Genomic DNA, 26,412 nt, shown 5'->3' with positions numbered 1-26,412 from the left:
TCCTCAGGCGAGGTGGAGGCCGGCGACGAGCAGGTCGATCAGCTTGATGCCGACGAACGGGGCAAGCAGGCCGCCGAGGCCGTAGATGGCGAGGTTGCGGGCGAGCAGCGGGCCGGCGCCGATCGCGCGATACTTCACGCCCTTGAGCGCCAGCGGCACCAGCAGCGGAATGATCAGCGCGTTGAAGATGATCGCGGAGAGGATCGCCGACTGCGGGCTGGCCAGCCCCATCACGTTGAGCACCCCGAGCCCCGGATAGAGCGCGATGAACATCGCCGGGATGATCGCGAAGTATTTGGCGACGTCGTTGGCCACCGAGAATGTGGTGAGCGCGCCGCGCGTCATCAGCAGCTGCTTGCCCAGGCCGACGATCTCGATGAGCTTGGTCGGATCGCTGTCGAGGTCGACCATGTTGCCGGCCTCGCGCGCGGCCTGGGTGCCGGTGTTCATCGCCACGCCGACGTCCGACTGGGCGAGGGCGGGGGCGTCGTTGGTGCCGTCGCCGCACATCGCGACCAGCCGGCCACCCTGCTGCTCCTTGCGGATGAGCGCGAGCTTGTCCTCCGGCGTCGCCTCGGCGAGGAAATCGTCGACTCCCGCCTCGGCGGCGATCGCAGCGGCGGTGAGCGGGTTGTCGCCGGTGATCATCACCGTGCGGATGCCCATGCGGCGCAGCTCTGCGAACCGCTCGCGCACGCCAGCCTTGACCACGTCCTTCAGCGCGATCGCGCCGAGGAGATGGCCGTCCTTGACCACCGCGAGCGGCGTGGCGCCGGCGCGGGCGATCTCGTCGGTGACGCGCTTGAGCTCGGCTGCCTGCGGGGTGTTGGCCAGCGCCGGCACCGCCTTCAGGATGGAGTCGACCGCGCCCTTGTGGATCAGCGTGCCGTCGATCTGCACGCCGGACAGGCGGGTCTGGGCGGTGAAGGGGATCACCGTCGCATCGGCGGGCAGCGTGCGGACGGGGATCGCATGGCGTTCGCGCGCGAGGGTGACGATCGAGCGGCCTTCGGGCGTCTCGTCGGCGAGGCTGGCGAGCATCGCCGCGTCGGCCAGCACCGCGGTGTCGACGCCGGTGAGCGGGCGGAACACGCTCGCCTGACGGTCGCCGATCGTGATGGTGCCGGTCTTGTCGAGCAGCAGCACGTCGATGTCGCCGGCCGCTTCGACCGCGCGCCCCGACTTGGCGAGCACGTTGAAGCGGACGAGCCGGTCCATGCCCGCGATGCCGATCGCCGACAGCAATGCGGCGATGGTGGTCGGGATCAGCGTGATCAGCAGCGCCGCCAGGATCGCCACCGGCACCTGACCGCCGGCATAGCTGGTGAAGCCCGGAATGGTCGCGACCGCGATCAGGAAGATGATGGTGAGCCCGACCAGCAGGATGGTCAGCGCGATCTCGTTCGGTGTCTTCTGCCGCTCGGCGCCCTCGACGAGCGCGATCATGCGGTCGAGGAAGCCCTGGCCGGGCTCCTGCGTCACCCGCACCTTGATTCGGTCGGAGATGACGCGGGTGCCCGCCGTCACCGCCGAACGGTCGCCGCCCGCCTCGCGGATCACGGGCGCGCTTTCGCCGGTGATCGCGGACTCGTTAACCGAGGCGACGCCCTCGATCACCTCGCCGTCGGCGGGGATGAGGTCGCCGGTCTCGACCAGCACCGTTTCGCCGCGGCGGAGCAGGGCGGCACCGACCATTTCCCAGGTTTCGCCGGCGCCGGTCAGGCGCTTGGCCTGGAGCTCCGACTTGGTGGCGCGCAGCGAGGCCGCCTGGGCGCGGCCGCGCCCTTCCGCCAGCGCCTCGGCGAAAGTGCCGAACAGCACCGTCAGCCACAGCCAGACGATGAGCTGCGCCTGGAAGCCGAACGGCAGCTTCTCTCCGCCGATCACGAGCAGGACGGTGAGCAGCAGCGCGACGACCGCGGTGGTGAACAGCACCGGGTTGCGGATCAGCTCGCGCGGGGAGAGCTTCCTGAAGGCATCGCCGATCGCCGGGACAACCAGGCTTGCCGAGAACATCGAAGTGGGTGCGGTGGACATGGTTTCCGTCCGTCAGAAGAGCTGGCCGCGGATCATCGCGAAGTGATCGGCGATAGGTCCGAGCGCGAGGCTGGGGAGGAAGGTGAGGCCGCCGACGATCAGCACGATGCCGACGAGCAGGCCCACCCAGAGCGGTCCGGTGGTCGGGAACGATCCGGCGGATTCGGGCGTGTGCTTCTTTGCCGCCAGGCTGCCCGCGATGGCGAGCATCGGCACGATGATGAAGAAGCGGCCGATCCACATCGCGGCGCCGAGCAGTCCATTGTAATAGGGCGTGTTGGCGGTGAGCCCGGCGAAGGCCGAGCCGTTGTTCGCGACGCCTGAGGTGAAGGCGTAAAGGATCTCCGAGAAGCCGTGCGGCCCCTTGTTGAGCGGTCCGGCGAGCCCTTGCGGAAGCACTGACGACAGCGCGGTGAAGCCGAGGATGACGAGCGGCAGCACCGCGATCGCGAGCACTGCCAGCTTGACCTCGCGGCTCTCGATCTTCTTGCCGACATATTCGGGCGTGCGGCCGACCATCAGCCCGGCGACGAACACCGCGAGGATGGCGAACAGCAGGAAGCCGTAGATGCCGGCGCCTACGCCGCCGATCACGACCTCGCCGAGCTGCATGTTGAACAGCGGGATGAGGCCGCCGAGTGCGGTGAAGCTGTCGTGCATCGCGTTGACCGCGCCGCATGAGGCGGCGGTGGTGACGGTGGCGAACAGGGCGCTCGCGGCGATGCCGAAGCGGACCTCCTTGCCCTCCATGTTGCCGCCGGTGACGCCGAGGTTGTGCAGCACGGGATTGCCGACCGCTTCCTGCCAATAGACCACCGACGCGCCGGCGGTGAACAGGATCAGCATCGCGGCAAGGATCGCCCAGCCCTGGCGGGTGTTCCCTACCGCCTTGCCGAACGTCCAGGTCAGGCCGCTGCCGATCGCGAAGATCGACAGCATCTGGACGAGGTTGGTGAGCGCGTTGGGGTTCTCGAACGGATGCGCCGAATTGGCGTTGAAGAAGCCGCCGCCGTTGGTGCCGAGCATCTTGATCGCTTCCTGCGAGGCGACGGGGCCGACCAGCAGCGTCTGCTTGACGCCCTCGAGCGTCGTCGCGTCGATGGTGGCGGCAAAGGTCTGCGGCACGCCGTTCGCGATCAGGAACAGGGCATAGACGATGCAGATCGGCAGCAGCAGGTAGAGCGTCACGCGGGTGCAGTCGGCCCAGAAATTGCCGATCGTCGTGGCGCTGCGCCGGGCGAAGCCGCGGAACAGCGCGAAAGCGAGCGCGATGCCGGTCGCCGCCGACAGGAAGTTATGGATGGCGAGGCCGAGCATCTGGCTCAAATTCGACATGGTCGATTCGCCGCCGTAGCTCTGCCAGTTGGTGTTGGTGGTGAAGCTCGTCGCGGTGTTGAACGCGAGATGCGGCGACAGCCCGGCCAGCCCCTGTTGATTGAGCGGCAACACCCCTTGCAGCCGCAGCACCGCATAGGTGAACAGCAGCAGCATCAGGTTGAAGAGCAGCATATGCACCGCGTAGCGGCGCCAGCTCTGTTCCGCGGCGGGGTCGATGCCGGCGAGCTTGTAGAAACCCCGCTCGACCGGGCTGAGCACGGTGTGGAGCGGCGTGCGGCGGCCCTCGTACAGCGCGAACAGCCACATCCCCATCGGCTTGGCGACGGCGACGACGAGCGCGACGAAGAGAGCGATCAGGAACCAGCCCTGGACGGTCATGACGACGGCTCCCGGTCAGAAACGCTCGGGCCGCACGAGCGCGACCACGAGGTAGAGGAGGAGGCCGAGGGCGGTGAGCCCGGCGAGCGCGAGATGGACGGTCATCGCGTCACGCCTCGTCGCACAGGCGGACATAGGCGATCGTCGCCGCGAACAGCCCGCCGACCAAGGCGAGCCAGAGCAGGTCCTGCATCGGATGAATCCCGAAAGTGATGCCGCCGAACGGGGACGGCCGGCGGATCACCTAGTGCGACGGGCCGTTAAGGTTCGACGGCGAAAGGCGGCGCGCGGCATTAAGAAACCATAAGGACCGATACGCCCGCGTAGCGTTTTGACCGGGAGGGGGGTAGGAGCGAGCGATGGCGTCGAACGATACCCGTCCGTCCCCCGACGCGCTGCTTCGCGCCGCCGAGCGCGAGGAGCGGGGCAAGCTCAAGATCTTCCTTGGTGCCGCGCCGGGCGTCGGCAAGACCTTCGAGATGCTGCGGGAGGGCGCCGAGCGGAAGAAGGCCGGAGCCGACGTGGTCATCGCCGTGGTCGAGACTCACGGCCGCGCCGAGACCGCGGCGCTGCTCGAGCCGTTCGAGGTGATCCCGCGCCGGGCGATCGACTATCAGGGTCACAAGCTCGAGGAGATGGACCTCGACGCGGTGCTCGCCCGCCAGCCTGAGCTCGCGCTGGTCGACGAGTTCGCGCACACCAATGTCGAGGGCAGCCGGCACCCCAAGCGCTGGCAGGACGTCGCCGAGCTGCTCGATGCCGGCATCGACGTCTATACGACGCTCAACATCCAGCACGTCGAAAGCCTCAACGACGTCGTCGCGAGCTTCACCAAGGTGCGCGTGCGCGAGACGGTGCCCGACAGCGTGTTCGAGGGTGCCGAGATCGAGGTGGTCGACCTGCCGCCGGACGAGCTGATCGAGCGGCTGAAGGAGGGCAAGGTCTATATCCCGGCCGAGGCGAGCCGCGCGCTCGGCCATTTCTTTTCCAAGGCGAACCTGTCGGCGCTGCGAGAGATGGCGCTCCGCCGCGCCGCATTGACCGTCGATCGGGCATTGCTGGAGGATCTCGACGCGAGCGCGCTGCCCGGCACCTATGCCGGTGGCGAGCGCGTGCTGGTGGCGGTGAGCGAGCTGCCGGGCTCCGATACGATGGTGCGTGCCGCCAAGCGGATGGCCGATGCGCTGCGGGCGCCGTGGCAGGCGGTCTATATCGAGACGCCCCGCGCCGAGAGCTTCGACGAGGCCGCCAAACACCGTGTCGCCGACACGCTGCGGCTCGCCGCCAGCCTGGGTGCAACGATCGCGACGGTGCCGGCGGCGAGCGTGATCGAGGGCCTTTCCCGTCACATCCAGGGCATGCGCGCGACCCAGCTCGTGATCGGCAAGTCGGTCAGGAGCTGGTGGTTCGAGCTGCGCCACGGATCGGTCGTCAACGCGATGCTGCGGGAGAGCGACGGGCTCGCGGTCCACGTCATTCCCGCGCAGGCAGCTGCACCGAAGCCCGGCACCGTGCGACAGAAGGGGAAATGGGGGCGGGGCCCCAACCACCTCGTCATCGTCGGGATGATCGTGGCGACGACTCTGCTCGCTCGTCTCGCGGAGCCGCTGATCGGCGTAGGAGGGATCGATCTTCTCTATCTCCTGCCGGTGCTGTTCGCCTCGGGACGTTACGGCTTGCGGCCGGGCCTGATCGCGGGGGTGCTGGCGGGCCTCGCCTATAATTTCTTCTTCCTGCCGCCGCTCTACACGCTGACCATCGCCGACCCGCAGAGCGTGCTGACGATGTTCGTGCTGATCGGCATCGGCGCCTTCACCGCCAATCTCGCCGGCCGGTTGAAATCGCGCGCGACTCTGGGAGCACGGAGCGCGCAGGAGAATGCCGCGGTCGCCGCCTTCGGGCAGGCGCTCGCGCGGACCTCGGACTGGGGGACGACCAGCCGCATCACCTGCGAGGAGATCGCGCGGCTGCTCGAGGTCGACGTCGTGCTGCTCAATCAGCGCGATGGAACGCTGGTGCCGGTGGCGAGCGCGCCCGAGGTCGGCTCGCTCGGGCCGGTCAACCAGGCTGCCGCGGAATGGACCTGGAGCCGCGGCGAGCCTGCCGGGGCAGGGACGGCCACGCTCAATGCCGCCGACTGGCAGTTCCATCCGCTCAAGACCGCGCTCGGGGTGCTCGCGGTGATCGGCCTGTCGCGCGAGGATGGCCGCGATCCGGTGTCGGCCGACCGCGCGGTGTTGCTGTCGACGCTGCTCGGCCAGGCGGCGCTGGCGCATGAGCGCTTGAAGCTGGAGGACCAAGTGCGCGAGGTGAGCGTCCTCAAGGAGCGCGACCGGCTGCGCGCGGCGCTGCTCTCGTCGATCGGCCATGACCTGCGCACGCCGCTGACGACGGTTGCCGGATCGGTGGAGGCGATCGCGGCCGAGCATCCGGATGATCCCAACGTGCCGCTGGCCAAGGCGGAGATCGCACGGCTAAGGCGCTTCCTCGACAACCTGCTCGACATGGTGCGGATCGATGCCGGGGCGCTCAAGCTCGCGCCGGAGCCGACCGATCTCACCGACGCGGTGGGCGGGGCGGTGCACGACCTCAAGGACCTGCTGCGCGGCCGGCATATCGACCTCAAGGTGCCCGCCAACCTGCCGTTCGTGACGGCGGATCCGACTTTGCTCCACCACATCCTCATCAACCTGCTCGCCAATGCCGCGGTGCACGGCGGTGACGACGGGACGATCGTGATCGAGGGACGGCGGACGCCCGATGCGGTGCTGCTGTCGGTGCGCGATCGTGGGCCGGGGCTTCAGGCCGGCAGCGAGGCCCGTGTGTTCGAGACCTTCGCCCAGGGCCGCGGCAGCGACCGCCACGGCGGCAGCGGGCTCGGCCTCGCCATCGTCAAGGGCTTCGCCGACGCGATGGCGATCGATGTGAACGCCAGCAACGATCCCGACGGTGGCGCGGTGTTCACCCTGCGTTTCACCCGGATCGCCCCGGCGGGCGAGACCAGCGCCGCTTCGACGCTGCCGGAAGACGCCGAATGAGAAAGGGCGCCTCCCTCACGGGAAGCGCCCTTTCGAAAACTGCTTCCGGGCGAAAGACGCCCGGACGCCGATTACTGAGCGTTGGTCGCCGCGTCAGCAACGTTGTCGGCCGCCTCATGCAGGTTGTCGGCGGTGTTCTCGAGAACAGCCTCGGTGCTCTCGTTGGTCGCGTTGTCGGCCAGCGCATCGAAGTTGTCGGCAGTCGCCTCAATGTTCTCGGCGGTCGCCTCGGCATTGTTCTCGGCGGGGGTCGACGTACCGTTGCAGGCGGCCAGAGACATCAGGCCGGCGGCAGCAGCGACAATGAGAACCTTCTTCATTAGTTGCTCCCAAGCAATATGGTTCGCGGCCGGCCCGATTGCCGACGCGAAGCTGCCGCAATAACGGGTGTCGTCGGCGCGTCAACGCCCAAATTCATGCCGCAGCAAACGCCGACCGCGAAATTTTGCCCTCTCATGGTACAGAAAAGGCCTTAATTTCCCGATCTGGGCGTGACCGCGCCGATCTCTTCGGGCGCGTTGGCGACGATCGCCAGCATCGTCGTCCAGGCTGCGACATTCTGGCGAAGCTGCTCCCGATCGATGAGGTCGAGCGTGTCCTCGGGCGTGTGGTGCCAGTTGAAATAGCGAAGGCCCGACTGGTTGAGATCGACCGCGGCGACACCGGTGGCCAGGGTCGGGCCGATGTCGGTGCCGTCGCCGCCGACGCCGCGGCCACGGGTGATGCCGAGCGGCGCGAGTGCGGAGGCGAGCCGGTCGGCGACCGGCTTGGCGCCGTCGGGCAGGTTCACCTCGAAGCGCCAGATATTGTCGGCGCCGAAATCGCTCTCGCTGGCGGTGGCGTGCTTTTCCTTGGCGTGCGCCTCTGCATAGGCGCGGCCGCCGAAGCCGCCCGGCTCTTCGGCGCCGAACCAGACGACGCGGATCGTGCGGCGCGGCTTCCTGCCCGAATCCATGATCCGCTTGGCGGCGGCAGCGGTGATCGCGATCCCAGCGCCGTCGTCGATCGCGCCGGTGCCGAGATCCCAGCTGTCGAGATGGCCGCCGATCAGCACGATGCCGGCGTTGGGGTCGGTGCCGGGCACCTCGGCGATGACGTTGCCCGATTCGGCCTCACCCGCCATGCGCGGCGTCAGCACCAGCTTCATCGTGACCGGCCCCTTGGTGCGGGCGAACATCCGCTCGAGATTCTCGGCGTCGGCCACGGACAGCGCCGCGGCGGGGATCGGCATCACCCCGTCCGCCCAATTGGTGCCGCCCGTGTGCGGCCCGCGGCCGTGGTCGGTGCCGATCGAGCGGATCACCGCCGCCACCGCACCCTTGCTCGCGGCGATGCTGGGGCCGACGAAGCGCGCCGGGCCAAATTGGCCATAGCCCGAGCCATCCTGGGTCGGCTCCATCTGGTTGGAGATGAAGGCGATCTTGCCCTTCAGGCTGCCGTCGGGCGCGGCGCGCAGGTCGTCGAAGGTCGCGAAATAGACGACCTCTGCCGTCAATCCCTCAGGCGGTGTCGCCCCCGACCGGCCGAGGGCGGCGAGCTTCAGCGGCTGCGGGAAGGGGGCGATGATCTCCGCCTTTTCCTCGCCGCGCAGCCATACGGGCATCCGATAGGTCTCGATCCGCACGTTCTTGAAGCCGAGCGCCTTCAGCTTGGCGACCGCCCAGGTCCGTGCCCGTGCCTCCGCCTCGGTCGCGGCGAGGCGGGGTCCGACCTCGGTCGTGATCCCCTCGACGATATCCCAGGCGATGTCGTCCTTGAGCGCCGCGTCGCGCAGCTTAGCGACTGCCGGGTCGACAGGCGCGAGCGCCGGTGGGGCGGTGCGCTGAGCGGCGGCGGGGTGAGCGATCAGGGCGGAGGCGGCGACGGCCGCGAGCAGGGACGGAATGCGCATGGCCCGTGTGCTATCGGCGTCCGGCGCGTTTGCAAGTGGCAAGGTGCATCGCTACATCGCTCCCGCACTTCCTGCCGCATCACAACCATCTTCCGACGGAGTTCCTCGCCGCCATGGCCGCGCAATACGCCTTTGTCATGAAGGACATGACCAAGTCCTTCCCCGGCGCCCAGAAGCCGGTGCTCAGCAATATCAACCTGCAATTCTATCAGGGCGCCAAGATCGGCATCGTCGGCCCTAACGGCGCCGGCAAGTCGACGCTGATGAAGATCATGGCCGGCATCGACACCGATTATTCAGGCGAGGCATGGCCGGGCGAGAACATCACCGTCGGCTACCTGCCGCAGGAGCCGCAACTCGATCCGACCAAGAACGTGCTCGAGAACGTCAAGGACGGCGCGCGCGAGGTGGCCGACATGGTCGACCGCTTCAACGCGATCTCGGCCGAGATGGGCGATCCCAAGGACGACACCGACTTCGACGCGCTGATGGAGGAGATGGGCGAGCTCCAGGCCAAGATCGACGCGGTCGACGGCTGGACGCTCGACAACCAGCTCGAGATCGCGATGGAGGCCCTGCGCTGCCCGCCGTCCGACTGGCCGGTCGAGAACCTCTCGGGCGGTGAGAAGCGCCGCATCGCGCTCACCCGCCTGCTCATCCAGAAGCCCTCGATCCTGCTGCTCGACGAGCCGACCAACCATCTCGACGCCGAAAGCGTCGAATGGCTGGAGAATCATCTCAAGGAATATCCGGGCGCGGTGCTGATGATCACCCACGACCGCTACTTCCTCGACAACGTGGTAGGTTGGATTCTCGAGCTCGATCGCGGCAAGTATTTTCCCTACGAGGGCAATTACTCGACCTATCTCGAGAAGAAGGCCAAACGCCTCGAGCAGGAGGAGCGCGAGGAGTCCGGGCGTCAGAAGGCGATCAAGGACGAGCTCGACTGGATCCGACAGGGCCCCAAGGGCCGCCAGACCAAGTCGAAGGCGCGTATCGCCAAGTTCGACCAGCTCGTGGCAGCGCAGGAGAACCGCACGCCCGGCAAGGCCCAGATCGTCATCCAGGTGCCGGAGCGCCTCGGCGGCAAGGTGATTGAGGTCCAGAACGTCTCGAAGGCCTATGGCGACAAGCTGCTGTTCGAGAATCTCTCGTTCACGCTGCCCGCCGGCGGCATCGTCGGCGTGATCGGCCCGAACGGCGCTGGCAAGTCGACGCTGTTCAAGCTCATCACCGGGCAGGAGAAGCCGGACAGCGGCACGATCGAGATGGGCTCGACCGTGCGCCTCGGCTATGTCGACCAGAGCCGCGACCACCTGGACAATTCGAAGAACGTCTGGGAGGAGATCTCGGACGGGCTCGATTACATGAAGGTCAACGGCCACGACCAGTCGACCCGCGCCTATGTCGGCGCCTTCAACTTCAAGGGCCAGGACCAGCAGAAGAACGTCGGCAAGCTCTCGGGCGGCGAGCGCAACCGCGTCAACATCGCCAAGATGCTCAAGCGCGGCGGCAACGTGCTGCTGCTCGACGAGCCGACCAACGACCTGGACGTCGAGACGCTGGGCGCGCTGGAAGAGGCGATCGAGAATTTCGCGGGCTGCGCGGTGGTGATCAGCCACGACCGCTTCTTCCTCGACCGTCTCGCGACGCACATCCTCGCGTTCGAGGGCGACAGCCATGTCGAGTGGTTCGAGGGGAACTTCGAGGCCTATGAGGAGGACAAGCGCCGCCGCCTCGGAGATGCGGCCGACCGCCCGACGCGGCTCGCGTACAAGAAGCTGACGCGCTGATCTGGCAGAGGGCGGGCGGCCTCAGCCGAGGCCGCTCGCCTCGAATCTTACGCTGTGAAGCGTTTCGTGAAACCTTTCACCGGCCGCTCGTGGACCGGATGCACGTCGATGTCGTCGACCCGCGCCAGGCGCGGCCCTTCGCGGCACGTCTCGAGAAACACGGCGAGTGCTTCCTCGTCGCCCGCGGCCACGGCCTCGACGCGGCCGTCAGACAGATTGCGCACCCAACCCGTGATGCCCATCGACTGGGCCTTGCGGATTACCCAGTCGCGATAGCCGACCTGCTGCACCCGCCCGCTGACCAGCAGCCGCAGCATTTCCTTTTGCGCTTGCATTCTACTCCCCATACCGGGGCCGATCCTCACGATCGGCCCGAACCCACGCTAATTCAATGATTTCGGCGGGGGAGGGGGCTGTGTGTCATTTCAGCGCACGCCAGGCAGCACCTGGCGCAAAATGTGACAATCCGGGGACAGAATCGTCCCGCTGAGACTAGCTGCGCTTGGCACGGGCCGCATCGAGCGCCCAGGCGCCACCGCCGGCTGCCGCCAGGAACAGGAAGATGAAGCAGTAGAGCAGGATCGCCTCGCCGCCGTTGACCGAGGGGAAGAAGCTCTTGGGCGCATGGACCATGAAATAGCCGACGGCGCTCATGCCCGAGAGCACGAAGGCGACCGGCCGGGTGAACAGGCCGAGTATGATCAGCGCACCGCCGACCAGCTCAAGCGTCCCCGCGACATAGAGCAGCGGGTTGAGCGGCATCGGGAACGGCGGGAGGCCGAAGAACTTCGACGTGCCGTGGTGGAGAAAGGCGAGTCCCACCACGATGCGCAGGACGCTGAGCAGGCGGTCGGACCAGCTTGCGGGGATCGGCATCGGAAACCTCCGGATCGTTTCAGCTGCGCATCGTCTCATGCGCCCGCGGGCCGGTCAATCGACCTGCCGGGAAACGATCCGTTGCCGGTCCGTGCCGTTCAGCCGCGTGCGCGCCGGGAGCGGTCGGCGGTGTCGTTGTCGATGCTGGCCTGCTTGGTGACGCGGCTGCGGCCATCGGGGTCGCGGATCTGGTTCAGCTCATTCTTCGAGGCGACGTCGCGGGCGAGATTGCCGCCGGAGCTGCTCGAACCTTCGGGTGTTTCGTCGAGGTCTTCGATCCAATCATTGTCGTCGTGCGACCGGGCGCTGTCGGTGCGGGGCTTTTCCATGGCGTCTCTCCTTCGAGGAGAGAATGAGCGGGACGGGAAGGGCGTTCCCTCCGTCCGTCACGGATAGGTGATCGCCACCACCTCATATTCGCGCTCACCAGCCGGAAGCGCGACCCGACGCAGATCGCCGACCGCGGCACCGCGCAGCGCCCTGGCGAGCGGGGCATTCCAGCCGACGCGGCCGGCACCCGCATCCGCCTCGTCGTCGCCGACCAGCGTGAGGATGCGTTCATTGTCGTCCTCGTCTGCGATCGTGACGGTCGCGCCGAACCAGACGCGGCTGCGGTCCTGCTGCGCGGCAGGATCGATCACCTTGGCCGCCTTCATCCGCTTCGACAGCCAGCCTAGTCGCCGATCGATCTCGCGCAGCCGCTTGCGGCCGTAGATATAGTCGCCGTTCTCCGACCGATCGCCGTTGCCCGCCGCCCAGGCGATCGTATCGACCAGCTTGGGGCGTTCCTCGGCGAACAGCGCGTCATATTCGGCGCGCAGGGCGGTGAATCCGGCAGGGGTTATGTAGTTGGGACGGTCCATCGATCCGCCTCTACGGCATTCCGGCCAAGGGTTCAGCCCGGCCGTCGCTTGCCGAGATACCAGCTCAGGTTGTTGGGTCCACGGCTGCGGGCATGCTGCGGGTTCATGAGGTCGTAGACCACGGCATTCTCGAGCACGCGCTGGACGTAGTTCTTGGTCTCGTAGATCGGGATATTCTCGATCCAATTGACGATATCGACGCCGGACATGCGCGGGTCGCCATTCGCCGCGATCCACTTGTTCACATTGCCCGGCCCGGCATTGTAGGCCGCTACCGCCAGCGGGTAGCTGTTGTAGAGACGGTACATGCGGTCGAAATAGCTCGACCCCAGCATGATGTTGTAATCGGTGTCGGTGGTGAGCGACGAGGGATTGTAGCTGAGCCCCAGCTTGCCCGCCTGCTCGCGCGCCGTGCCAGGCATGAGCTGGAGCAGCCCGCGCGCACCGGCATGGCTGATCGCGGTCCGGTTGAACTGGCTTTCCTGCCGCGCGATCGCATGGACGATCGTCCAATAGTCGTTGCTGGCGGCGGGGACGCGCACGCTGGGATAGCCCGCGGCGGTATAGTCGCTGAGCCCGTTCTGCAGCGCCGAGCGGCCCACCATCACGCCGAGATCGGGCCGATTGATCGCGCGGCTGAGTTCTGCGGCAAGCAGGTGATCGGTGTCGGTAGTGGCATCCGCGGCGATCTGACGGACGAAGGCGCTCTGATCCTCCCAGCGTCCGAGCGAGCCGAGCAGCCTGGCTGCGCGCACCGTCTCCTTCGCGGCGAAGGCGGAGCGGGTATCCGGCGCGACGTCGACCGTGGCGATCGGTGCCGGCGCGCGCAATGCCCGGCCCAGCCGCTCCGCGGCGAGCTGGCCATAATAGAGATCGGAATAGCCGGCGGCGCGGGTGTAGAAGTCGTTCGCGCGCGGATCGCCCGCGGCCTCGGCGGCGCGGCCGGCCCAGTAGAGGCCCTTCGACTGCGTGGTCGGGCTCTTGGAGCCGAGCGAATAGCGCTCGAACATGCCGATCGCGTCGCGCGGACGGCCAAGATTCTGCATCGCCGCCGTGCCCGCGAGCCACACCAGGCTGGTGTAATCGTCGCGCTCGCCCAGCGACTTGCTGCTGACGTCGGTCTGCGGCGGATAGGCGTCGTCGACCTGGCGCGCGATGTCATAGGCGGTCTGGTACTGACGGTCGGCATAGGCGCCGCGTGCGTTGGTGAGCAGCACCTCGTACCATTTCTCGGGGTGGGTCGGCAGGGTCCTGAGCTGGTGCGGCCGGGCGAGCTGGGCGCGCGCGGTGGGACTCGCATTGTTGTTGCGGTACCAGCTCGCGCGATCGGCGAGGAAGCCGGCGTCGTTCAGCGCCGAAGCCTCGACGGCGGCGCCGCGCGTCATCGCATCCGGCGCATTGGTGCGATAGGCGAGCCGCGCGGCGAAGATCGCCTGCCGCGCCGGCGAGGTATAGGGGAGCTGGCGCTGGGCGGCGCTGGTCGCGCCCTGCCACAGCAGCATGTCCATCCGCGCATCCTGGTCGTCGGGACCGAAGCTGCTGGAGAACTGGCCGAGCAGCAGCGATTCGTCTGACGGGCGCAGCACGCCCTTGCGCCACGCCTTGCGCGCCTGCTCGGCGGCACGGTCGCGCTGCCCCATCGCGGCGAGCGCCACCGCGTAACGGACGTGACCGGCGCCGGTCAGCGGCGGAAAGCGATCGAAGAAGCGGACGGTGGTGCTCGGCGAATCCTGGCCCGCGGATGTCTCCGCCGCGGCACGCCGGCTGGTCTCGCCCGGCCAGCCGGGATGGGCGAGCAGGAAATTGGCGTAGGTCGAGAAACCGAGATTGTCCGACTGCTGCAGCATCTTCCACTGATCGATCGCCGAAAGCAGCGCAGCGGAGGATGAATCGCCCGTCGAGGCATAGCTTTGCGTCGGATAGCTCGGCGTCACCGTCGGGGTCGGTGTCGGAGCGGGGCTGCCGTAAACCTGCGACGGAAGGATCTGCTGCGGAGCCCCCCCCGAGGTATTGGCATTGTATTGCGGCGGAAGCAGCTGCTGCGGCACGGCACGCTGATGCAGGCCGGCGGCGATTGCCCCACCCGATACGCACGCAAGCAACAACGCGCCCTTGGAAACCCACCCGAGCATGCTGGACATGATACGGAATACGGACGTATCTGCCACCCCACATTTAATCGCTCGAAGGTTGCTCACCGAAAAATGTTCTCCGGTTCGATTCCTGCACTGGTGACGCCGTTCCTGAACGGCGCCTTCGACGAAGCGGCATATCGCACGTTGGTTGAATGGCAGATTACCGAAGGTTCCTCGGCACTTGTGCCGTGCGGCACCACCGGCGAGGCTGCGACGATGTCGATGGAGGAGCATTTCCGCGTCGTCCGCGTCTGCGTCGAGGCGGCGAAGGGGCGCGTGCCGGTGATCGCCGGGGCAGGATCGAACGACACGCGGGTCGCGATCGCCAACATCAAGGCGGCGAAGGAGGCCGGAGCCGACGCGGCGCTGATGGTTCCGCCCTATTACAACCGGCCGAACCAGGAGGGCATCTTCCGCCATTTCGAGGCGGTGGCGGCCGCCTGCGACCTGCCGATCGTGCTCTATAACGTGCCGGGCCGTACGGTGACGGACATCAAGCCGGAGACGGTGGCGCGGCTCAAGGCGGCTTTTCCCAGCATCGTCGGCATCAAGGACGCGACCGGCGACATGCCGCGCGTGTCGCAGCACCGTGCCTCGTGCGGGCCGGATTTCGCCCAGCTCTCGGGCAATGACGACATGGCGATCGCGTTCAACGCGACCGGCGGGCGTGGCTGCATCTCGGTCACCGCCAATGTCGCGCCGCGCCTGTGCGCCGAATTCCAGGCGGCGACGCTTGCCGGCGATTATGCGAAGGCGCTGGCACTCCACGACCGGCTGTTCCCGCTTCATGGCGCGCTGTTCAGCGACGCGTCGCCGGGGCCCGTCAAATATGCCCTGAACCGCGTGAAGCCGGAGATCCCGGCCGAGCTGCGCCTGCCGATGACCCCGCCGTCGGACGCGAGCCGCAAGGCCGTCGACGCGGCGCTGGCGTTCGCGGGGCTGGTCTAGGACCGGCGGAAGGCGGACATCTCAACCCTCTTCAGCGTCACCCCGGACTTGTTCCGGGGTCCACCGGGAGGCAAGGGCTGGACAAGAGGGTTTAGCCCTGCCCGTGGGGCCCAGTGGACCCCGGAACAAGTCCGGGGTGACGGTTGGGAGCCGGACTAGGGAATATCCGCAGTTCCAGATGTTGACGGCCCTAGCCGACGTACACGAACGCCCGGCGTCCCGACCTCAGCGTCACCTCGACGCGCCGATAATCCGCGACCTCATAGGCGTCGGCGCGGGGCAGGTCGTCCGCACCGATGGCGAGCGCATGACCCTCGATCATGTCTGCCGCCGCGCCGGTCTCGCGCAGGATCGGATGCTCGGCGAGGCCGCTGGTGCGTACCACTTCGGGATCGCCGATCGCCAGCATCTCGACGCGATAGCCGGGCAGGGCATCGGCCTCGGCGGCGAGCTCGCGGCCGAACACGGCGAGCTGCACCTCGCGCTGGCGCAGCGTGCCGTAGGAGAACAGCCAGATCGTTCCGTCCATCATGCCTTTCCTTCGCGGCCTCATCCGCCTACATCGCCCGGCCTTATGGCCCGTCCTCGCCCCGATACGTTCGACAAGAAGAAGATCGTCGCCGAGAACCGGCGCGCGCGCTTCGAATATTTCATCGAGGACGTGTACGAGGCCGGCCTTGCCCTGACCGGCACCGAGGTCAAGTCCCTGCGCTTCGGCGAGGGATCGATCGCGGAGGCCTATGCCGAGGTACGCGACGAGCAGGTGTGGCTGGTCAACGCCAACATCCCCGAGTTCAGCCACGGCAACCGCTTCAACCACGAGCCGAAGCGGCCCCGTAAATTGCTGCTTCACGAGCGCGAGATAAACCGCCTCCATGGTGCGGTGGCGCGCGAGGGAATGACCCTTGTGCCGCTCAGCATCTACTTTAACAGCCGTGGGCGGGCGAAGGTCGAGCTCGCGCTCGCGAAGGGCAAGAAGGCGCATGACAAGCGCGACACGATCCGGGAACGGGACTGGAAGCGGGAGCAGGGAAGGCTCCTGCGCGAACGTGGCTGAGCCGGCCCGCCGCAAGGACTGGCTTGCACGCTGGATCGCGAACAACGTGCCGACGCGCGAGCAGCTCGAGCAGAGCCGGCTGCTGCGCCCCGTCGCGCATCGCGTGCTCGCGCCGGCGCTGTGGCGGTTCACCCGGCGATCGGTGCCGCGCGGCACGGCGCTTGGCCTGTTCGTCGGCATCTTCCTGATGATCCCGGGGCTTCAGATCGCCGGCGCTGCCCTGCTGGCGCTGCCGTTCCGCGCCAATGTGCCGATCGCCGCCGCGATGACCTTCCTCAGCAACCCGGCGACGACGCCCTTCATCCTCTACGCGTCGGTCTACATCGGCAATCTGCTGCTCGGCCGGACGGCCGACGCATCGGGGTTCATGGCGCTGGTCAACGCCAATGCCGGCCTGTCCCAATGGGTGGCCTGGCTCCTGTCCGAGGCCGCGCCGGCGCTGATCCTCGGGCTGACCATCATCGCGGGCGGCTGCGCGCTGGTCGGCTATGCCGCGACGGCGCTCGGCTGGCGCTGGTGGATCGCGCGCAAGTGGCGCAAACGCCACGACACGCGGAGTTCCTCCTTAACGCGTTGACGGGCCGTATCGCCGGGGTAAGACAGTCGGCATGGCCCGGAGTCCTTCCGGGCGACTGACTTCCGCACGAAAGGCTCCGCCCATGCGGCTTTCCGCCATTGCCACCATCCTTTTCGCCGGCACCGCGCTTTCGGCCGGCGCCCACGCCCAGTCGACCGTCGCGCCGGCGGATACACCGCCAGCGAGCGCCGGCGCGCCCAAGATCGGGACCTTCGGCCTCGACACTTCGGGCATGGACCGCAGCATCGCGCCCGGCGACGACTTCTACGACTATGCCAACGGCAACTGGGACAAGACGACGCAGATCCCCGCCGATCGCGCGTCGTTCGGCATGTTCCACGTGCTGCAGGACCTGTCGCTCGAGCAGACCCGCACGATCTTGGAGGAGGCCGCGAAGCAGCCCGGCAGCAAGATCGGCGATTATTATGCGAGCTTCCTGGACGAAGCCGCGGCCGAGGCGAAGGGGATCGCGCCGATCAAGCCGTGGCTGACGGCGATCGCCGGCGCCAAGGACAAGACCGCGCTGGTGACCGAGGCGGCCAAGCTCCAGCGCGCCGGCGTCGGCGGCTTCTTCGGGCTCGGCGTGACGCAGGATGCCAAAGAGCCCGAGAAATACATCGTCATGACGAACCAGTCGGGCCTGATGCTGCCCGACCGCGACTATTATCTGAAGGACGATCCCAAGCTCGAGGGTATCCGGACCGCCTACAAGGCCTATCTCGCCCAGCTGCTGACGATGGCGGGCGAGACCGACGGCGCCGCGCGCGCCAATGCGGTGTTCGAGCTGGAGAAGCAGATCGCGACGGTCCACTGGACCCGCATCGAGAACCGCGACGAGGACAAGACCTACAACCGCTGGCTGACGGCGGACTTCGAGAGCAAGGCGCCGGGCTATCCCTGGCACGCCTATGCGGCCGCGCTCGGCGTGCCGGCGCAGCCTTATTACATCGTCTCGCAGCCGTCGGCGGTGACCGCCGAGGCGAAGATCTTCGCCGACGCGCCGATCCAGGTGCTGCGCGATTTCTACACGCTGCGCGTGCTCGATACCTTCGCCCCCTATCTCAACAGCGCGTTCGACAAGGCGGAGTTCGCGTTCAACGGCACCGTCCTGTCGGGGCAGCCGCAGCAGCGGCCGCGGTGGAAGCGCGGCGTGGCGCTGGTCAGCGCCGGGCTGGGCGAGGCGGTCGGGCAGGTCTATGTCGCCCGCTACTTCCCGCCGGAATCGAAGGCGGCGATCGACGATCTGGTCAAGAACCTCCGCGCCGCGATGGGCGACCGGCTCCAGAAGCTGGAGTGGATGGCACCGGAGACCAAGCAGAAGGCGCTGGCCAAGCTGGCCGCCTTCACGCCCAAGATCGGCTATCCGGACAAGTGGCGCGACTATTCGGCGCTGCGGATCGACCGCGGCGACCTGGTCGGCAACGTCGCGCGTGCCAACGAGTTCGAGTTCCAGCGTGATCTCAACAAGCTCGGCAAGCCGCTCGACCGCGGCGAGTGGTTCATGACGCCGATGACGATCAATGCCTATGCCAATCCGCCGATGAACGAGATCGTGTTCCCGGCGGCGATCCTGCAGGCGCCGTTCTTCGATCCGCATGCCGACGCGGCGATCAACTATGGCGGGATCGGCGCGGTGATCGGGCACGAGCTCAGCCATCATTTCGACGACCAGGGCCGCAAGTACGATCCCAGCGGCAAGCTCGCCGAATGGTGGACGCCGCAGGACGTCGAGCGCTTCAAGAGCTTCACCGACAAGCTGGTCAAGCAGTACGACGCCTATGAGCCGCTGCCCGGCCAGCACGTCCAGGGCGAGCTGACGCTGGGCGAGAACATCGCCGACCTCGCCGGGCTGACGGTCGCCTATGAGGCGTACAAGAAGTCGCTGAACGGCAAGCCGGCGCCGGTGATCGGCGGCCTGACAGGGGACCAGCGCTTCTACCTCGGCTGGGCGCAGGTGTGGCGCTCCAAATATCGCGAGCCGATCCTGCGCCAGCAGCTCTTGAGCGATCCGCACTCGCCGGGGCCGGAGCGCGTCGCGACGGTGCGCAACCTCGATCCCTGGTACGACGCCTACAAGCCGAAGCCGGGCGAGAAGCTCTACCTGGCACCGGATCAGCGCGTCCGCATCTGGTGACGGCGCCAATGGCTTGACGGGGGCGCGGAGGCGCCGACAAGGGTCCGATGGCCACGCTTCCGCACTCGTCAGGACAGTCCGAACATCCCTCCGCCCTGCTGCCGGTCGCCATCGCGGTCGGCGCGGCGGCTCTGGCGGCGGCAGCGATCCTGTTGCTGATCGGTGACCGCACGCTGGCGATCGGATTCGGCGCGGCGGGCCTGATCGTCGGCGCTGCCGCCTTCGCGGCGTCGCGGCTGATCCATGCCGCGACCACCGTCTCGACCGAGCCGGACTGGGGCGTCGCTCATGCGATCGCCGCGACCTCGGCGGAGGCGATCGCGGTCACCGACCGGGCCGGGCGCATCGTCTGCGCCAACGACCGCTACGAGACGCTGTTCGGCGGCTATCCGACCCCGCCCAACGTGCCGCTGCCCGAGGACGAGGTCGGGCGGCTTGGCACCGCCGGCCGTGCCGCCTGGCGGGAAGGGGAGGGACGGACCGCGCTGATCGTGCGCGACGAGCGCGTCGAGGTGACCGTCGGCCGGATCGGCGACGAGATGCTGCTGTGGCGCTTCAAGATGGCCGATGCCGTCAACGTCGTCGCGATCGCGACGGCGGCCATTGCCGGGCCCAACGGCGACCGGCTTGGCGGCGCGGGGATCATGGCGGCCTTGCTCGGGCCGGACGGGCGGGTGCGTACCGCCAATCGCGTGCTCCGCGCCCGTGCGATGGGGCATGAGGAGGGCGCGATCGAGGGCCGCGACTTCGCGCGTTTCCTCATCACCGACAGCGCCGGGCTGGTCCGTTTCGAGCGCGAAGGGCTGGGTGGCAACCCGCTGCGCGTGCTGCAGGTGCCGTTCCTCGACGGCGACGATGCGCCGATGCTGGTGGTCCTGCTCGACGAGGAGCCGCAGATCACGGTGCCCGCGATCGGATCGAGCGCGGCGAGCCACGTCCGCAGCCTGATCGCGCTGCTGCCGGTGCCGCTGGCGCTGATCGATCGCGAGGGCCGCTTCCTGCACATGAACGAGGCCTTCACCCGGGTGACCGGCGTCAACGGGTCGGCGCCGCCGCTCTATCCGGGCGACCTGGTCGTGCGCGACGATAAGGCGGCGCTGGCCGACGCCATCCGCCGCTTCGCCGGCGGCGCGGCGCATTCGACCCAGATGCCGGTGCGCTTCGCGGATCGGCCCGACGAACCGGTGCAGGTCGGCCTCGCCGGCGCGCGCGGGCTCGGCGAGGCGGCGGTGCTGATGAGCGTCAAGGACGACGCCGAGGAAGGCAAGCTCAAGGACCAGGTCGCGCAGGCGACCAAGATGCAGGCGGTCGGCCAGCTCGCCGGCGGCGTCGCGCATGATTTCAACAACATCCTGACGGCGATCATCGGCCACTGCGACCTGATGCTGATGCGCCATACGCCGGGCGACAGCGATTACGACGACATCCAGCAGATCAGGATGAACTCGAACCGCGCGGCCGGGCTGACGCGCCAGCTGCTCGCCTTCTCGCGCCAGCAGACGCTCAGGCCACAGGTGCTGCAGCTTCCCGACGTGATCTCGGAGGTATCGAACCTCCTGAAGCGCCTGCTCGGCGAGACGGTGCGGCTGGTCGTCAACCACGGCCGCAACCTGGGGCCGGTGCGGATCGATCCGGGCCAGCTCGAGCAGGTGGTGATCAACCTTGCCGTCAACGCCCGCGATGCGATGCTCGCCAAGAATCCCAATGGCGGCGGGACGCTGACGATCGAGACGATGGCGGTCGGCCCGTCGGAAGTTCGCGGCATGGAGGACGACGTGCTTCCGGTCGGCGATTATACGGCGCTCCGCGTCTCCGACACCGGCACCGGCATTCCGGCCGACGTGCTGCCCAAGATCTTCGAGCCGTTCTTCACCACGAAAGAGGTGGGGAAGGGGACCGGGCTCGGGCTTTCGACCGTCTATGGCATCGTCAAGCAGTCGGGCGGCTATATCTTCGCCGAGAGCCCGCGCAGCGGCGGCGCGGCCTTCACCATCTATCTGCCGGTCCATTCGGCGGCCGCCGCGCCGGCTCCCGCACCCGCGTCGTCGTCGAAAGCGAAGCCGGGCGATACCTGGGGCAGCGGCACCATTCTCCTCGTCGAGGACGAGGACATGGTGCGCGCGGTGGCGGAGCGGGCGTTGACGCGGCAGGGCTATCAGGTGGTCACTGCCGAGAATGGCGAAGCCGCCCTGGAGCTGCTTGCGCAGATGGAGAGCGCGCCCGACCTGCTGATCTCCGACGTCGTCATGCCGACCATGGACGGCCCGACGATGGTACGGCGCGCCCGCGAACGTTATCCCAACCTCGCGATCCTGTTCATGTCCGGATATGCCGAGGAGCAGTTGCGTCGCTCGATCGACATCGACCGCGTCGCTTTCCTGCCGAAACCCTTTTCGGTTCAGCAGCTTGCCGAGGCCGCGCGCGACGTGCTGGCCGCGAAGTGACTAGCCACGACGCGGCTGATCGCTTAGGAAAACCGGAATGTCGCGTCCGCAACAAATCCTCATCGTCGAGGATGAACCTCTGATCGCCATGATGCTCGAGGATTTCCTCGATGCACTGGGCAAGGGCGTCGCGGGAGCGGTCGACACGGTCGCCGCGGCGCTCGATCGGATCGCCGCCGGCGGGATCGATGCCGCGATCGTCGACATCAACCTGCGCGGAGGCGAGACGAGCTGGGCCATCGCCGATGCGCTCGATGCGGCGGGTACCCCCTTCCTCTTCGCTACCGGCGGCACCGACGACGCAATCGTCGAACGTCATCGCGATCGGCCGGTGCTCACCAAGCCGTTCACGATGGACGGGGTAGAAAAGGCGCTCTCGAACCTGATCGTCGAGGTTTAGAGTTCGATCCATCTGGCTGTTCCCCGGCGAAGGCAGGGGCCCAGTTGCGAGCGGTTCGATACTGGGCCCCGGCCTTCGCCGGGGAACAGATTCAAACTGGCCTAAATCCGACTCTAGATAGCCGTCATCAGGTGCGCAGGCGTTCGATCGCCTGGGCGAGCGCGACATAGAGCTTGCCCATGTCGGACGAGAGCAGCGTGACGCCGAGCGACGACCCGTCACGCAACGCCAGGATCTGGCGCAGCATCGCTTCGAAATCGTGGATGTAGCGATTGACCTGCTCGCGGAAATCGCCGTCGGTATCGTAGAGCCGCAGGATCTCCCGTGCCTCGCTCGCATCGAGCAGGCGCACCGCGCGCCGCGTGAAGACGCCGCGATCGCCCTTGAGATAGGCGGCCCAGGCGCTGTCGGACACTTCGTGCGAGAAGCTCTTGGTGATGTCGATCGACGCCGAATTGAGCGCCTCGACCAGCAGCGACATGCGACGTCCGAAATTGTCGTGGTTGGCGGCCTCGCGATCGGCGCGCTCGGCGTCGATCCGCGCCTCGAGCTGTGCCGTGGTCTCGCTGATCGTCATGAGCTGCTCGGCCAGCCGTTCGGAGGCGCGCGTCGCGGCGGCGACGGCGCCTTCCGACGCTTCCGCCAGTTCGCCGAGCGGCTGCGGGAGCGCGCGGGCGAAGGCGCGGCGGACGGCATCGGCGCTTTCGGCTTCGATCGCGCCGGCGGCATCTGGGATGACCTGCGTCAACACGCCGCGCGCACTCTCGGCGGCGCGCGAGGCGGTTTCGCGGATACGGGCGAGCGCGTCGACCAGCTGCGGCGCGGCATCCTCGGCGAAGCGGCGCGCCTTGGCGATCGCCTCCTCGACCACCGCATCCATCGTCATTGCCTTGTCGTGGCCGGCGTCGAAGGTCTCGTTGAGCGTCGCGGTGATCTCGGTCAGCTTCTCGCGCTCGGTGGCGACGAGGCCGGCGACCGCGTTGACCGCATCGTGCGTGCTCTCGGCGGCGGTGACGAGCGCCAGCAGCTCGGGCTTGGCGGTGCCGACCAGCGAACGGCTGGAGGCGATCTTCTCCTCCAGCCGGCCGAGCGCGCCGGGGAGAGTCTCGTCGATCTCGCGGGTCGAGGCATCGAGCGCGGTCAGCAGGTCCTCGGTGGTCGCGATCAGCGTCCGGGCCACGCTCTCGCCGTCGCGCATCGTCTCGGTCAGCGCGCCCGCAGATCCGGAGAGGGCGCTGATCGACGCGGCGAGTTCCTGGCTCTTGGCGAGGCCGTCGGCGTGCAGCCGGTCGAGCTGCCCCGAGGCGCCTTCGACGCCGACCGAGAGGCTGGCGAACAGCGAATCGGTGCGATGCTGCTCCTCGCCGAGCCGGGCGGTGATGCGGTCGACCGCCGCCTCGACCTCGTCCAGCCGCTGCCGGAGCGCATCGGCGCTTTCGTGGCTGGCCTTCTCGATCGCGGCCTGGCTGGTGCCGAGCATCGCCAGCATCGCCTCGCCCTGCGCGGCGATGCCCTTGCGCGCCTCGTCGATCGCCCGGGCGGCACGGTCGAGCACGGCATCGACCGCGGCAGACATCTCGCCGGCGGCATTGTCGAGCCGGGCGGCGGCGGTCTCGCTGGTCGCCTCCATCCGCTCGAGATGAGCGGCAAGGCGGGCGGCTGCGCCGCTCGCGACCTCGTCCGCGGCACGCCCGCGATCGGAAAGCGTCGCCAGATGCCCGCCGAGCTCCACCGCCTTCTGGCTGGCCGCCAGCCCCGCGGCGTTGAGCGCTTCGGCCATGCCGGCGGTCTCCGCCTGCGCCTTGGGCAGCGAATTGAACACGACGTTGAGGCTCGCCTCGGTCGTCTCGGCCGATTTGACCAGCGATCCGCTGATCGTCTCGAGGATGCGTGCTTCGGCGGACAGTTCGCCGCTGATGGCGTGCAGCCGCTCCGACGCGGCATCGCCGATCGCGACGAGCGAGCTCGCCTGCTCGGCCAGTGCGCGGCGATTGGCCTCGATCCGGTTGGACAGCGCCAGGATCGTCTCGTCGAGCCGCGTCGCCTCGTTCCGCATCGCCCGCGCGGTGGCGCCGAAGCGGCGCGCCTCGGCGCGACTCGTGCGGAGGAACAGCAGATAGAGCGTGGCGGCGAGGAGCGGCGGCACGCAGAGCGCCGCAATGAACTCGGCGAGCGCGACCGGCGCCATCGGGAAGGCTCCGCGCGAGAACCACGCCATCGCGGCGACCCAAGCCAGCGACAACAGTACCAGCAGGACTGCGACGACCCGTGCAAAAGACGAGGGCGCCGGCTGCTCCGCCGCCCAGTCTTCCGCCTCCGCATCCGCTGGCGACTCGCTCCAGCTCTCCTCTTCGGCGGACAATGCGGTCCCCTCGTCCTCGTCAGGACGCAGATTCACGATACGCGTACCCCCGGTCACAGTCATTCGGAGACGTGTATCACGTTTCGTCCGGTTCGTAAGCCGGGCGTGGAAACCGGTCGTTAAGCATATGCGCCTAGTTCCGGGCACATGGCCTATGATCCCGGTGCAATCGATGCGACCCTGGCGGCGGCGGTAGGCGACGAGCCCGCGCTGATCGCCGAGCTGCGCGAAGCCTTTCTCGACAGCGCGAAGACCAATCTGGCGACGATCGAGAAGACGCGCGACCACGCGGTGTGGAAGGACGCGTCGCTGCGGCTCAAGGGCCTGGCGGCGAGCTTCGGCGCGATCCGCCTGATGGCGCTTGCGGGCGAGGCGGCCGATCGCCCGGGCGATCCGGAGGCGCTGCGCAAGATGCGGCGGGCGATCGAGCGGCTCTAGTCAGGCAGCAGCGGCAGCCTGCGGATCGCTTCGATCCGGTCGATGGTCGCAAAGCTTCCCGTCGGGTAGGAGGGAAAGCGCGCGGTTTCCCTGCCGACGAAAGTCACATGATAGGCTCGCGGCTTTTTCCATGAATCGGAGGTCGCCATCACGGTGCCGGACTTCAGCTTGACCTTCCGCTTCGGAAGAATCAGCTGATAGCGATCTGACACGACATCTAATCCAAAATGAAACAGGTCTTTTTCGCGCATCTGGGTTTCACCTTCGTGGAAGATGGACCACGAGCCGTTCGTGACGAGCACCCCACTCATCCGGCGCGGCGTTCCGAAGCGGTAGCATTGGTCCGCCCGTTGTTCCTCGCCGACGCCGACCCCGCCGATGCCGCATGGCACCCCGAGAAAGGGCAAATAGACCTTCAGCCGATTGCCCAGGTGCCGATACGCCTGCGCAGGCGGCGCCCAGTCGCCCTCGCTGCACGCCGTCACGAGAAGCACAGCCGCGACGGCGCCCCACAGCCGCATCAATGCTTCCTGCTCAGCTCGCGCATCGCTCCGTCCAGCCCGGCGAGCGTCAGCGGGTACATGCGGTCGTTCATCAGCTCGCGCATGATGCGGACCGACTGCGAATAACCCCATTGCTCCTCCGGCACCGGATTGAGCCACACCGCTGCGGGATAGGTGTTGGTGAGCCGGTGCATCCACACCGCGCCGGCTTCCTCGTTCATATGTTCGACCGATCCGCCGGGATGGGTGATCTCATAGGGGCTCATCGACGCGTCGCCGACGAACACCAGCTTATAGTCGTGGCCGAACTTGTGGAGCACGTCCCAGGTCGGCGTGCGCTCGGTGAAGCGGCGGCGGTTGTCCTTCCACACGCCTTCGTAGACGCAGTTGTGGAAGTAGAAGAATTCGAGGTTCTTGAACTCGCTGGTCGCGGCCGAGAACAGCTCCTCGCAGAGCCTGACGAACGGGTCCATCGACCCGCCGATGTCGAGGAACAGCAGCAGCTTGACCGCATTGTGCCGCTCCGGGCGCATGTGGACGTCGAGCCAGCCCTGCTTGGCGGTGCCGGCGATGGTGGCATCGAGGTCGAGCTCCTCGGCCGCTCCTTCGCGTGCGAAGCGGCGCAGGCGGCGGAGCGCGATCTTGATGTTGCGGGTACCGAGCTCGCGCGTATTGTCGAGGTTGCGGAACTCGCGGCCCTCCCAGACCTTCAGCGCACGCTTGTGCGTGCTCTCGCCGCCGATCCGCACGCCTTCCGGGTTGTAGCCCGAGTTCCCGTAGGGCGAGGTGCCGCCGGTGCCGATCCATTTGCTGCCGCCCTGGTGCCGGCCTTCCTGCTCGGCGAGGCGCTGCTTCAGCGTCTCCATGATCTCGTCCCAGGAGCCGAGCGACTCGATCTTCGCCATCTCCTCGGGCGTCAGATATTTCTGCGCGACCGCCTTCAGCCAGTCCTCGGGAATGTCCGCGCTCTGGGTGCCGTAGCTGGTGGAGATGCCGCGGAACACCTTGGTGAAGACCTGGTCGAAACGATCGAGCAGGCCCTCGTCCTTCACATAGGTCGCGCGGGCCAGATAGTAGAAGGCTTCCGGGGTACGCTCCACGACCTCCCGGTCGAGCGCCTCCAGGAGCACGAGATGCTCCTTGAGGCTGGCCGGAATGCCGGCCGCGCGCAATTCGTCGAGGAAGCCGAGGAACATGGCG

At 67.7% G+C, this 26,412-nt stretch carries 24 protein-coding genes; 9 read left to right on the top strand and 15 right to left on the bottom strand.

From position 1 onward, the window contains the following. Positions 1-3: 3 nt before the first annotated feature. The 4 genes from kdpB to AC2YHA_RS04780 are packed head-to-tail and all read right to left on the bottom strand — an operon-like array spanning position 4 to position 3,997. A complete protein-coding gene (kdpB, locus tag AC2YHA_RS04795; RefSeq protein WP_487400575.1) occupies positions 4-2,037 on the bottom strand; it encodes a potassium-transporting ATPase subunit KdpB in 2,034 nt (677 codons plus the stop codon). A gap of 12 nt (positions 2,038-2,049) precedes the next feature. After that, complete coding sequence (gene kdpA, locus AC2YHA_RS04790; RefSeq protein ID WP_487400574.1) at positions 2,050-3,753, bottom strand: potassium-transporting ATPase subunit KdpA; 1,704 nt, start codon at positions 3,751-3,753, stop codon at positions 2,050-2,052. A 15-nt stretch (positions 3,754-3,768) separates the two neighbouring features. Beyond that, positions 3,769-3,858, bottom strand: a complete 90-nt coding sequence (kdpF, locus tag AC2YHA_RS04785) for a K(+)-transporting ATPase subunit F (protein ID WP_233782617.1) — start codon at positions 3,856-3,858, stop codon at positions 3,769-3,771. A 4-nt stretch (positions 3,859-3,862) separates the two neighbouring features. Then, a complete protein-coding gene (locus AC2YHA_RS04780) occupies positions 3,863-3,997 on the bottom strand; it encodes a hypothetical protein (protein WP_264757850.1) in 135 nt (44 codons plus the stop codon). A 115-nt stretch (positions 3,998-4,112) separates the two neighbouring features. Here AC2YHA_RS04780 and AC2YHA_RS04775 point away from each other — a divergent pair, with 115 nt between their 5' ends. Further along, a complete protein-coding gene (locus AC2YHA_RS04775; protein WP_487400573.1) occupies positions 4,113-6,791 on the top strand; it encodes a DUF4118 domain-containing protein in 2,679 nt (892 codons plus the stop codon). Between the two features lie 71 nt (positions 6,792-6,862). On the opposite strand, the gene AC2YHA_RS04770 is transcribed toward AC2YHA_RS04775, so the two are convergent. Both AC2YHA_RS04770 and AC2YHA_RS04765 read right to left on the bottom strand, forming a co-directional pair. Further along, positions 6,863-7,111, bottom strand: a complete 249-nt coding sequence (locus tag AC2YHA_RS04770; RefSeq protein WP_233782619.1) for a hypothetical protein — start codon at positions 7,109-7,111, stop codon at positions 6,863-6,865. 152 nt (positions 7,112-7,263) lie between these two features. After that, a complete protein-coding gene (locus tag AC2YHA_RS04765) occupies positions 7,264-8,682 on the bottom strand; it encodes a M20/M25/M40 family metallo-hydrolase (RefSeq protein ID WP_487400572.1) in 1,419 nt (472 codons plus the stop codon). 113 nt (positions 8,683-8,795) lie between these two features. On the opposite strand from AC2YHA_RS04765, the gene ettA reads away from it, so the two are divergent. After that, positions 8,796-10,475 carry an energy-dependent translational throttle protein EttA gene (ettA, locus tag AC2YHA_RS04760; protein ID WP_233782621.1) on the top strand — a complete coding sequence of 560 codons (1,680 nt, stop codon included), beginning with the start codon at positions 8,796-8,798 and terminating at the stop codon, positions 10,473-10,475. A gap of 47 nt (positions 10,476-10,522) precedes the next feature. Here the strand turns inward: ettA and AC2YHA_RS04755 are convergent, their stop codons facing one another. The 5 genes from AC2YHA_RS04755 to AC2YHA_RS04735 form a co-directional block, all read right to left on the bottom strand. Then, complete coding sequence (locus tag AC2YHA_RS04755; protein WP_487400571.1) at positions 10,523-10,810, bottom strand: acylphosphatase; 288 nt, start codon at positions 10,808-10,810, stop codon at positions 10,523-10,525. A 157-nt stretch (positions 10,811-10,967) separates the two neighbouring features. Then, entirely contained in the window at positions 10,968-11,351 is a 384-nt protein-coding gene (locus AC2YHA_RS04750; protein WP_233782623.1) for a DoxX family protein, read from the bottom strand. 98 nt (positions 11,352-11,449) lie between these two features. Further along, complete coding sequence (locus AC2YHA_RS04745; RefSeq protein ID WP_233782624.1) at positions 11,450-11,680, bottom strand: hypothetical protein; 231 nt, start codon at positions 11,678-11,680, stop codon at positions 11,450-11,452. Between the two features lie 57 nt (positions 11,681-11,737). Continuing rightward, positions 11,738-12,214, bottom strand: a complete 477-nt coding sequence (gene greB, locus AC2YHA_RS04740) for a transcription elongation factor GreB (protein WP_233782625.1) — start codon at positions 12,212-12,214, stop codon at positions 11,738-11,740. Positions 12,215-12,246: 32 nt separating this feature from the next. Then, positions 12,247-14,346, bottom strand: a complete 2,100-nt coding sequence (locus AC2YHA_RS04735) for a lytic transglycosylase domain-containing protein (protein ID WP_487401702.1) — start codon at positions 14,344-14,346, stop codon at positions 12,247-12,249. A 72-nt stretch (positions 14,347-14,418) separates the two neighbouring features. Between AC2YHA_RS04735 and dapA the strand changes: the two genes are divergently transcribed. Continuing rightward, on the top strand, positions 14,419-15,297 hold the full coding sequence (dapA, locus tag AC2YHA_RS04730; RefSeq protein ID WP_487400570.1) for a 4-hydroxy-tetrahydrodipicolinate synthase: 879 nt from the start codon (positions 14,419-14,421) through the stop codon (positions 15,295-15,297). A 190-nt stretch (positions 15,298-15,487) separates the two neighbouring features. Here the strand turns inward: dapA and AC2YHA_RS04725 are convergent, their stop codons facing one another. Next, on the bottom strand, positions 15,488-15,826 hold the full coding sequence (locus AC2YHA_RS04725; RefSeq protein WP_487400569.1) for a gamma-glutamylcyclotransferase family protein: 339 nt from the start codon (positions 15,824-15,826) through the stop codon (positions 15,488-15,490). Positions 15,827-15,871: 45 nt separating this feature from the next. Between AC2YHA_RS04725 and smpB the strand changes: the two genes are divergently transcribed. The 5 genes from smpB to AC2YHA_RS04700 all read left to right on the top strand — a co-directional run bounded on the left by smpB (position 15,872) and on the right by AC2YHA_RS04700 (position 21,909). Next, entirely contained in the window at positions 15,872-16,354 is a 483-nt protein-coding gene (gene smpB, locus AC2YHA_RS04720) for an SsrA-binding protein SmpB (RefSeq protein ID WP_487400568.1), read from the top strand. Further along, the gene (locus AC2YHA_RS04715; RefSeq protein WP_487400567.1) at positions 16,347-16,931 is read left to right on the top strand and encodes a DUF2062 domain-containing protein; all 585 of its coding nucleotides are present in this window, start codon (positions 16,347-16,349) and stop codon (positions 16,929-16,931) included. Before smpB ends, AC2YHA_RS04715 begins: the two co-directional genes overlap by 8 nt. A gap of 82 nt (positions 16,932-17,013) precedes the next feature. Further along, positions 17,014-19,065, top strand: coding sequence for a M13 family metallopeptidase (locus AC2YHA_RS04710; RefSeq protein ID WP_487400566.1), 2,052 nt, complete (start codon positions 17,014-17,016; stop codon positions 19,063-19,065). A 47-nt stretch (positions 19,066-19,112) separates the two neighbouring features. Continuing rightward, the gene (locus AC2YHA_RS04705; protein WP_487400565.1) at positions 19,113-21,509 is read left to right on the top strand and encodes a hybrid sensor histidine kinase/response regulator; all 2,397 of its coding nucleotides are present in this window, start codon (positions 19,113-19,115) and stop codon (positions 21,507-21,509) included. A gap of 37 nt (positions 21,510-21,546) precedes the next feature. Next, positions 21,547-21,909, top strand: coding sequence for a response regulator (locus AC2YHA_RS04700; protein WP_233782633.1), 363 nt, complete (start codon positions 21,547-21,549; stop codon positions 21,907-21,909). Positions 21,910-22,036: 127 nt separating this feature from the next. Here AC2YHA_RS04700 and AC2YHA_RS04695 read toward each other — a convergent pair whose 3' ends face one another. Then, a complete protein-coding gene (locus tag AC2YHA_RS04695; protein WP_487400564.1) occupies positions 22,037-24,307 on the bottom strand; it encodes a coiled-coil domain-containing protein in 2,271 nt (756 codons plus the stop codon). A 111-nt stretch (positions 24,308-24,418) separates the two neighbouring features. On the opposite strand from AC2YHA_RS04695, the gene AC2YHA_RS04690 reads away from it, so the two are divergent. Next, entirely contained in the window at positions 24,419-24,709 is a 291-nt protein-coding gene (locus AC2YHA_RS04690) for an Hpt domain-containing protein (protein ID WP_233782635.1), read from the top strand. Here AC2YHA_RS04690 and AC2YHA_RS04685 read toward each other — a convergent pair. Next, on the bottom strand, positions 24,706-25,230 hold the full coding sequence (locus tag AC2YHA_RS04685) for a hypothetical protein (protein WP_487400563.1): 525 nt from the start codon (positions 25,228-25,230) through the stop codon (positions 24,706-24,708). The two genes, AC2YHA_RS04690 and AC2YHA_RS04685, sit on opposite strands and share 4 nt — an antisense overlap. Further along, positions 25,230-26,408 (bottom strand): vWA domain-containing protein, encoded by a 1,179-nt coding sequence (locus AC2YHA_RS04680; RefSeq protein ID WP_487400562.1) that lies wholly within the window; start codon positions 26,406-26,408, stop codon positions 25,230-25,232. Before AC2YHA_RS04680 ends, AC2YHA_RS04685 begins: the two co-directional genes overlap by 1 nt. Positions 26,409-26,412 lie beyond the last annotated feature (4 nt).

This window comes from Sphingomonas sp. SRI_018 (genome assembly GCF_057586275.1).
This window is presented reverse-complemented; position numbering and strand designations above follow the sequence as displayed.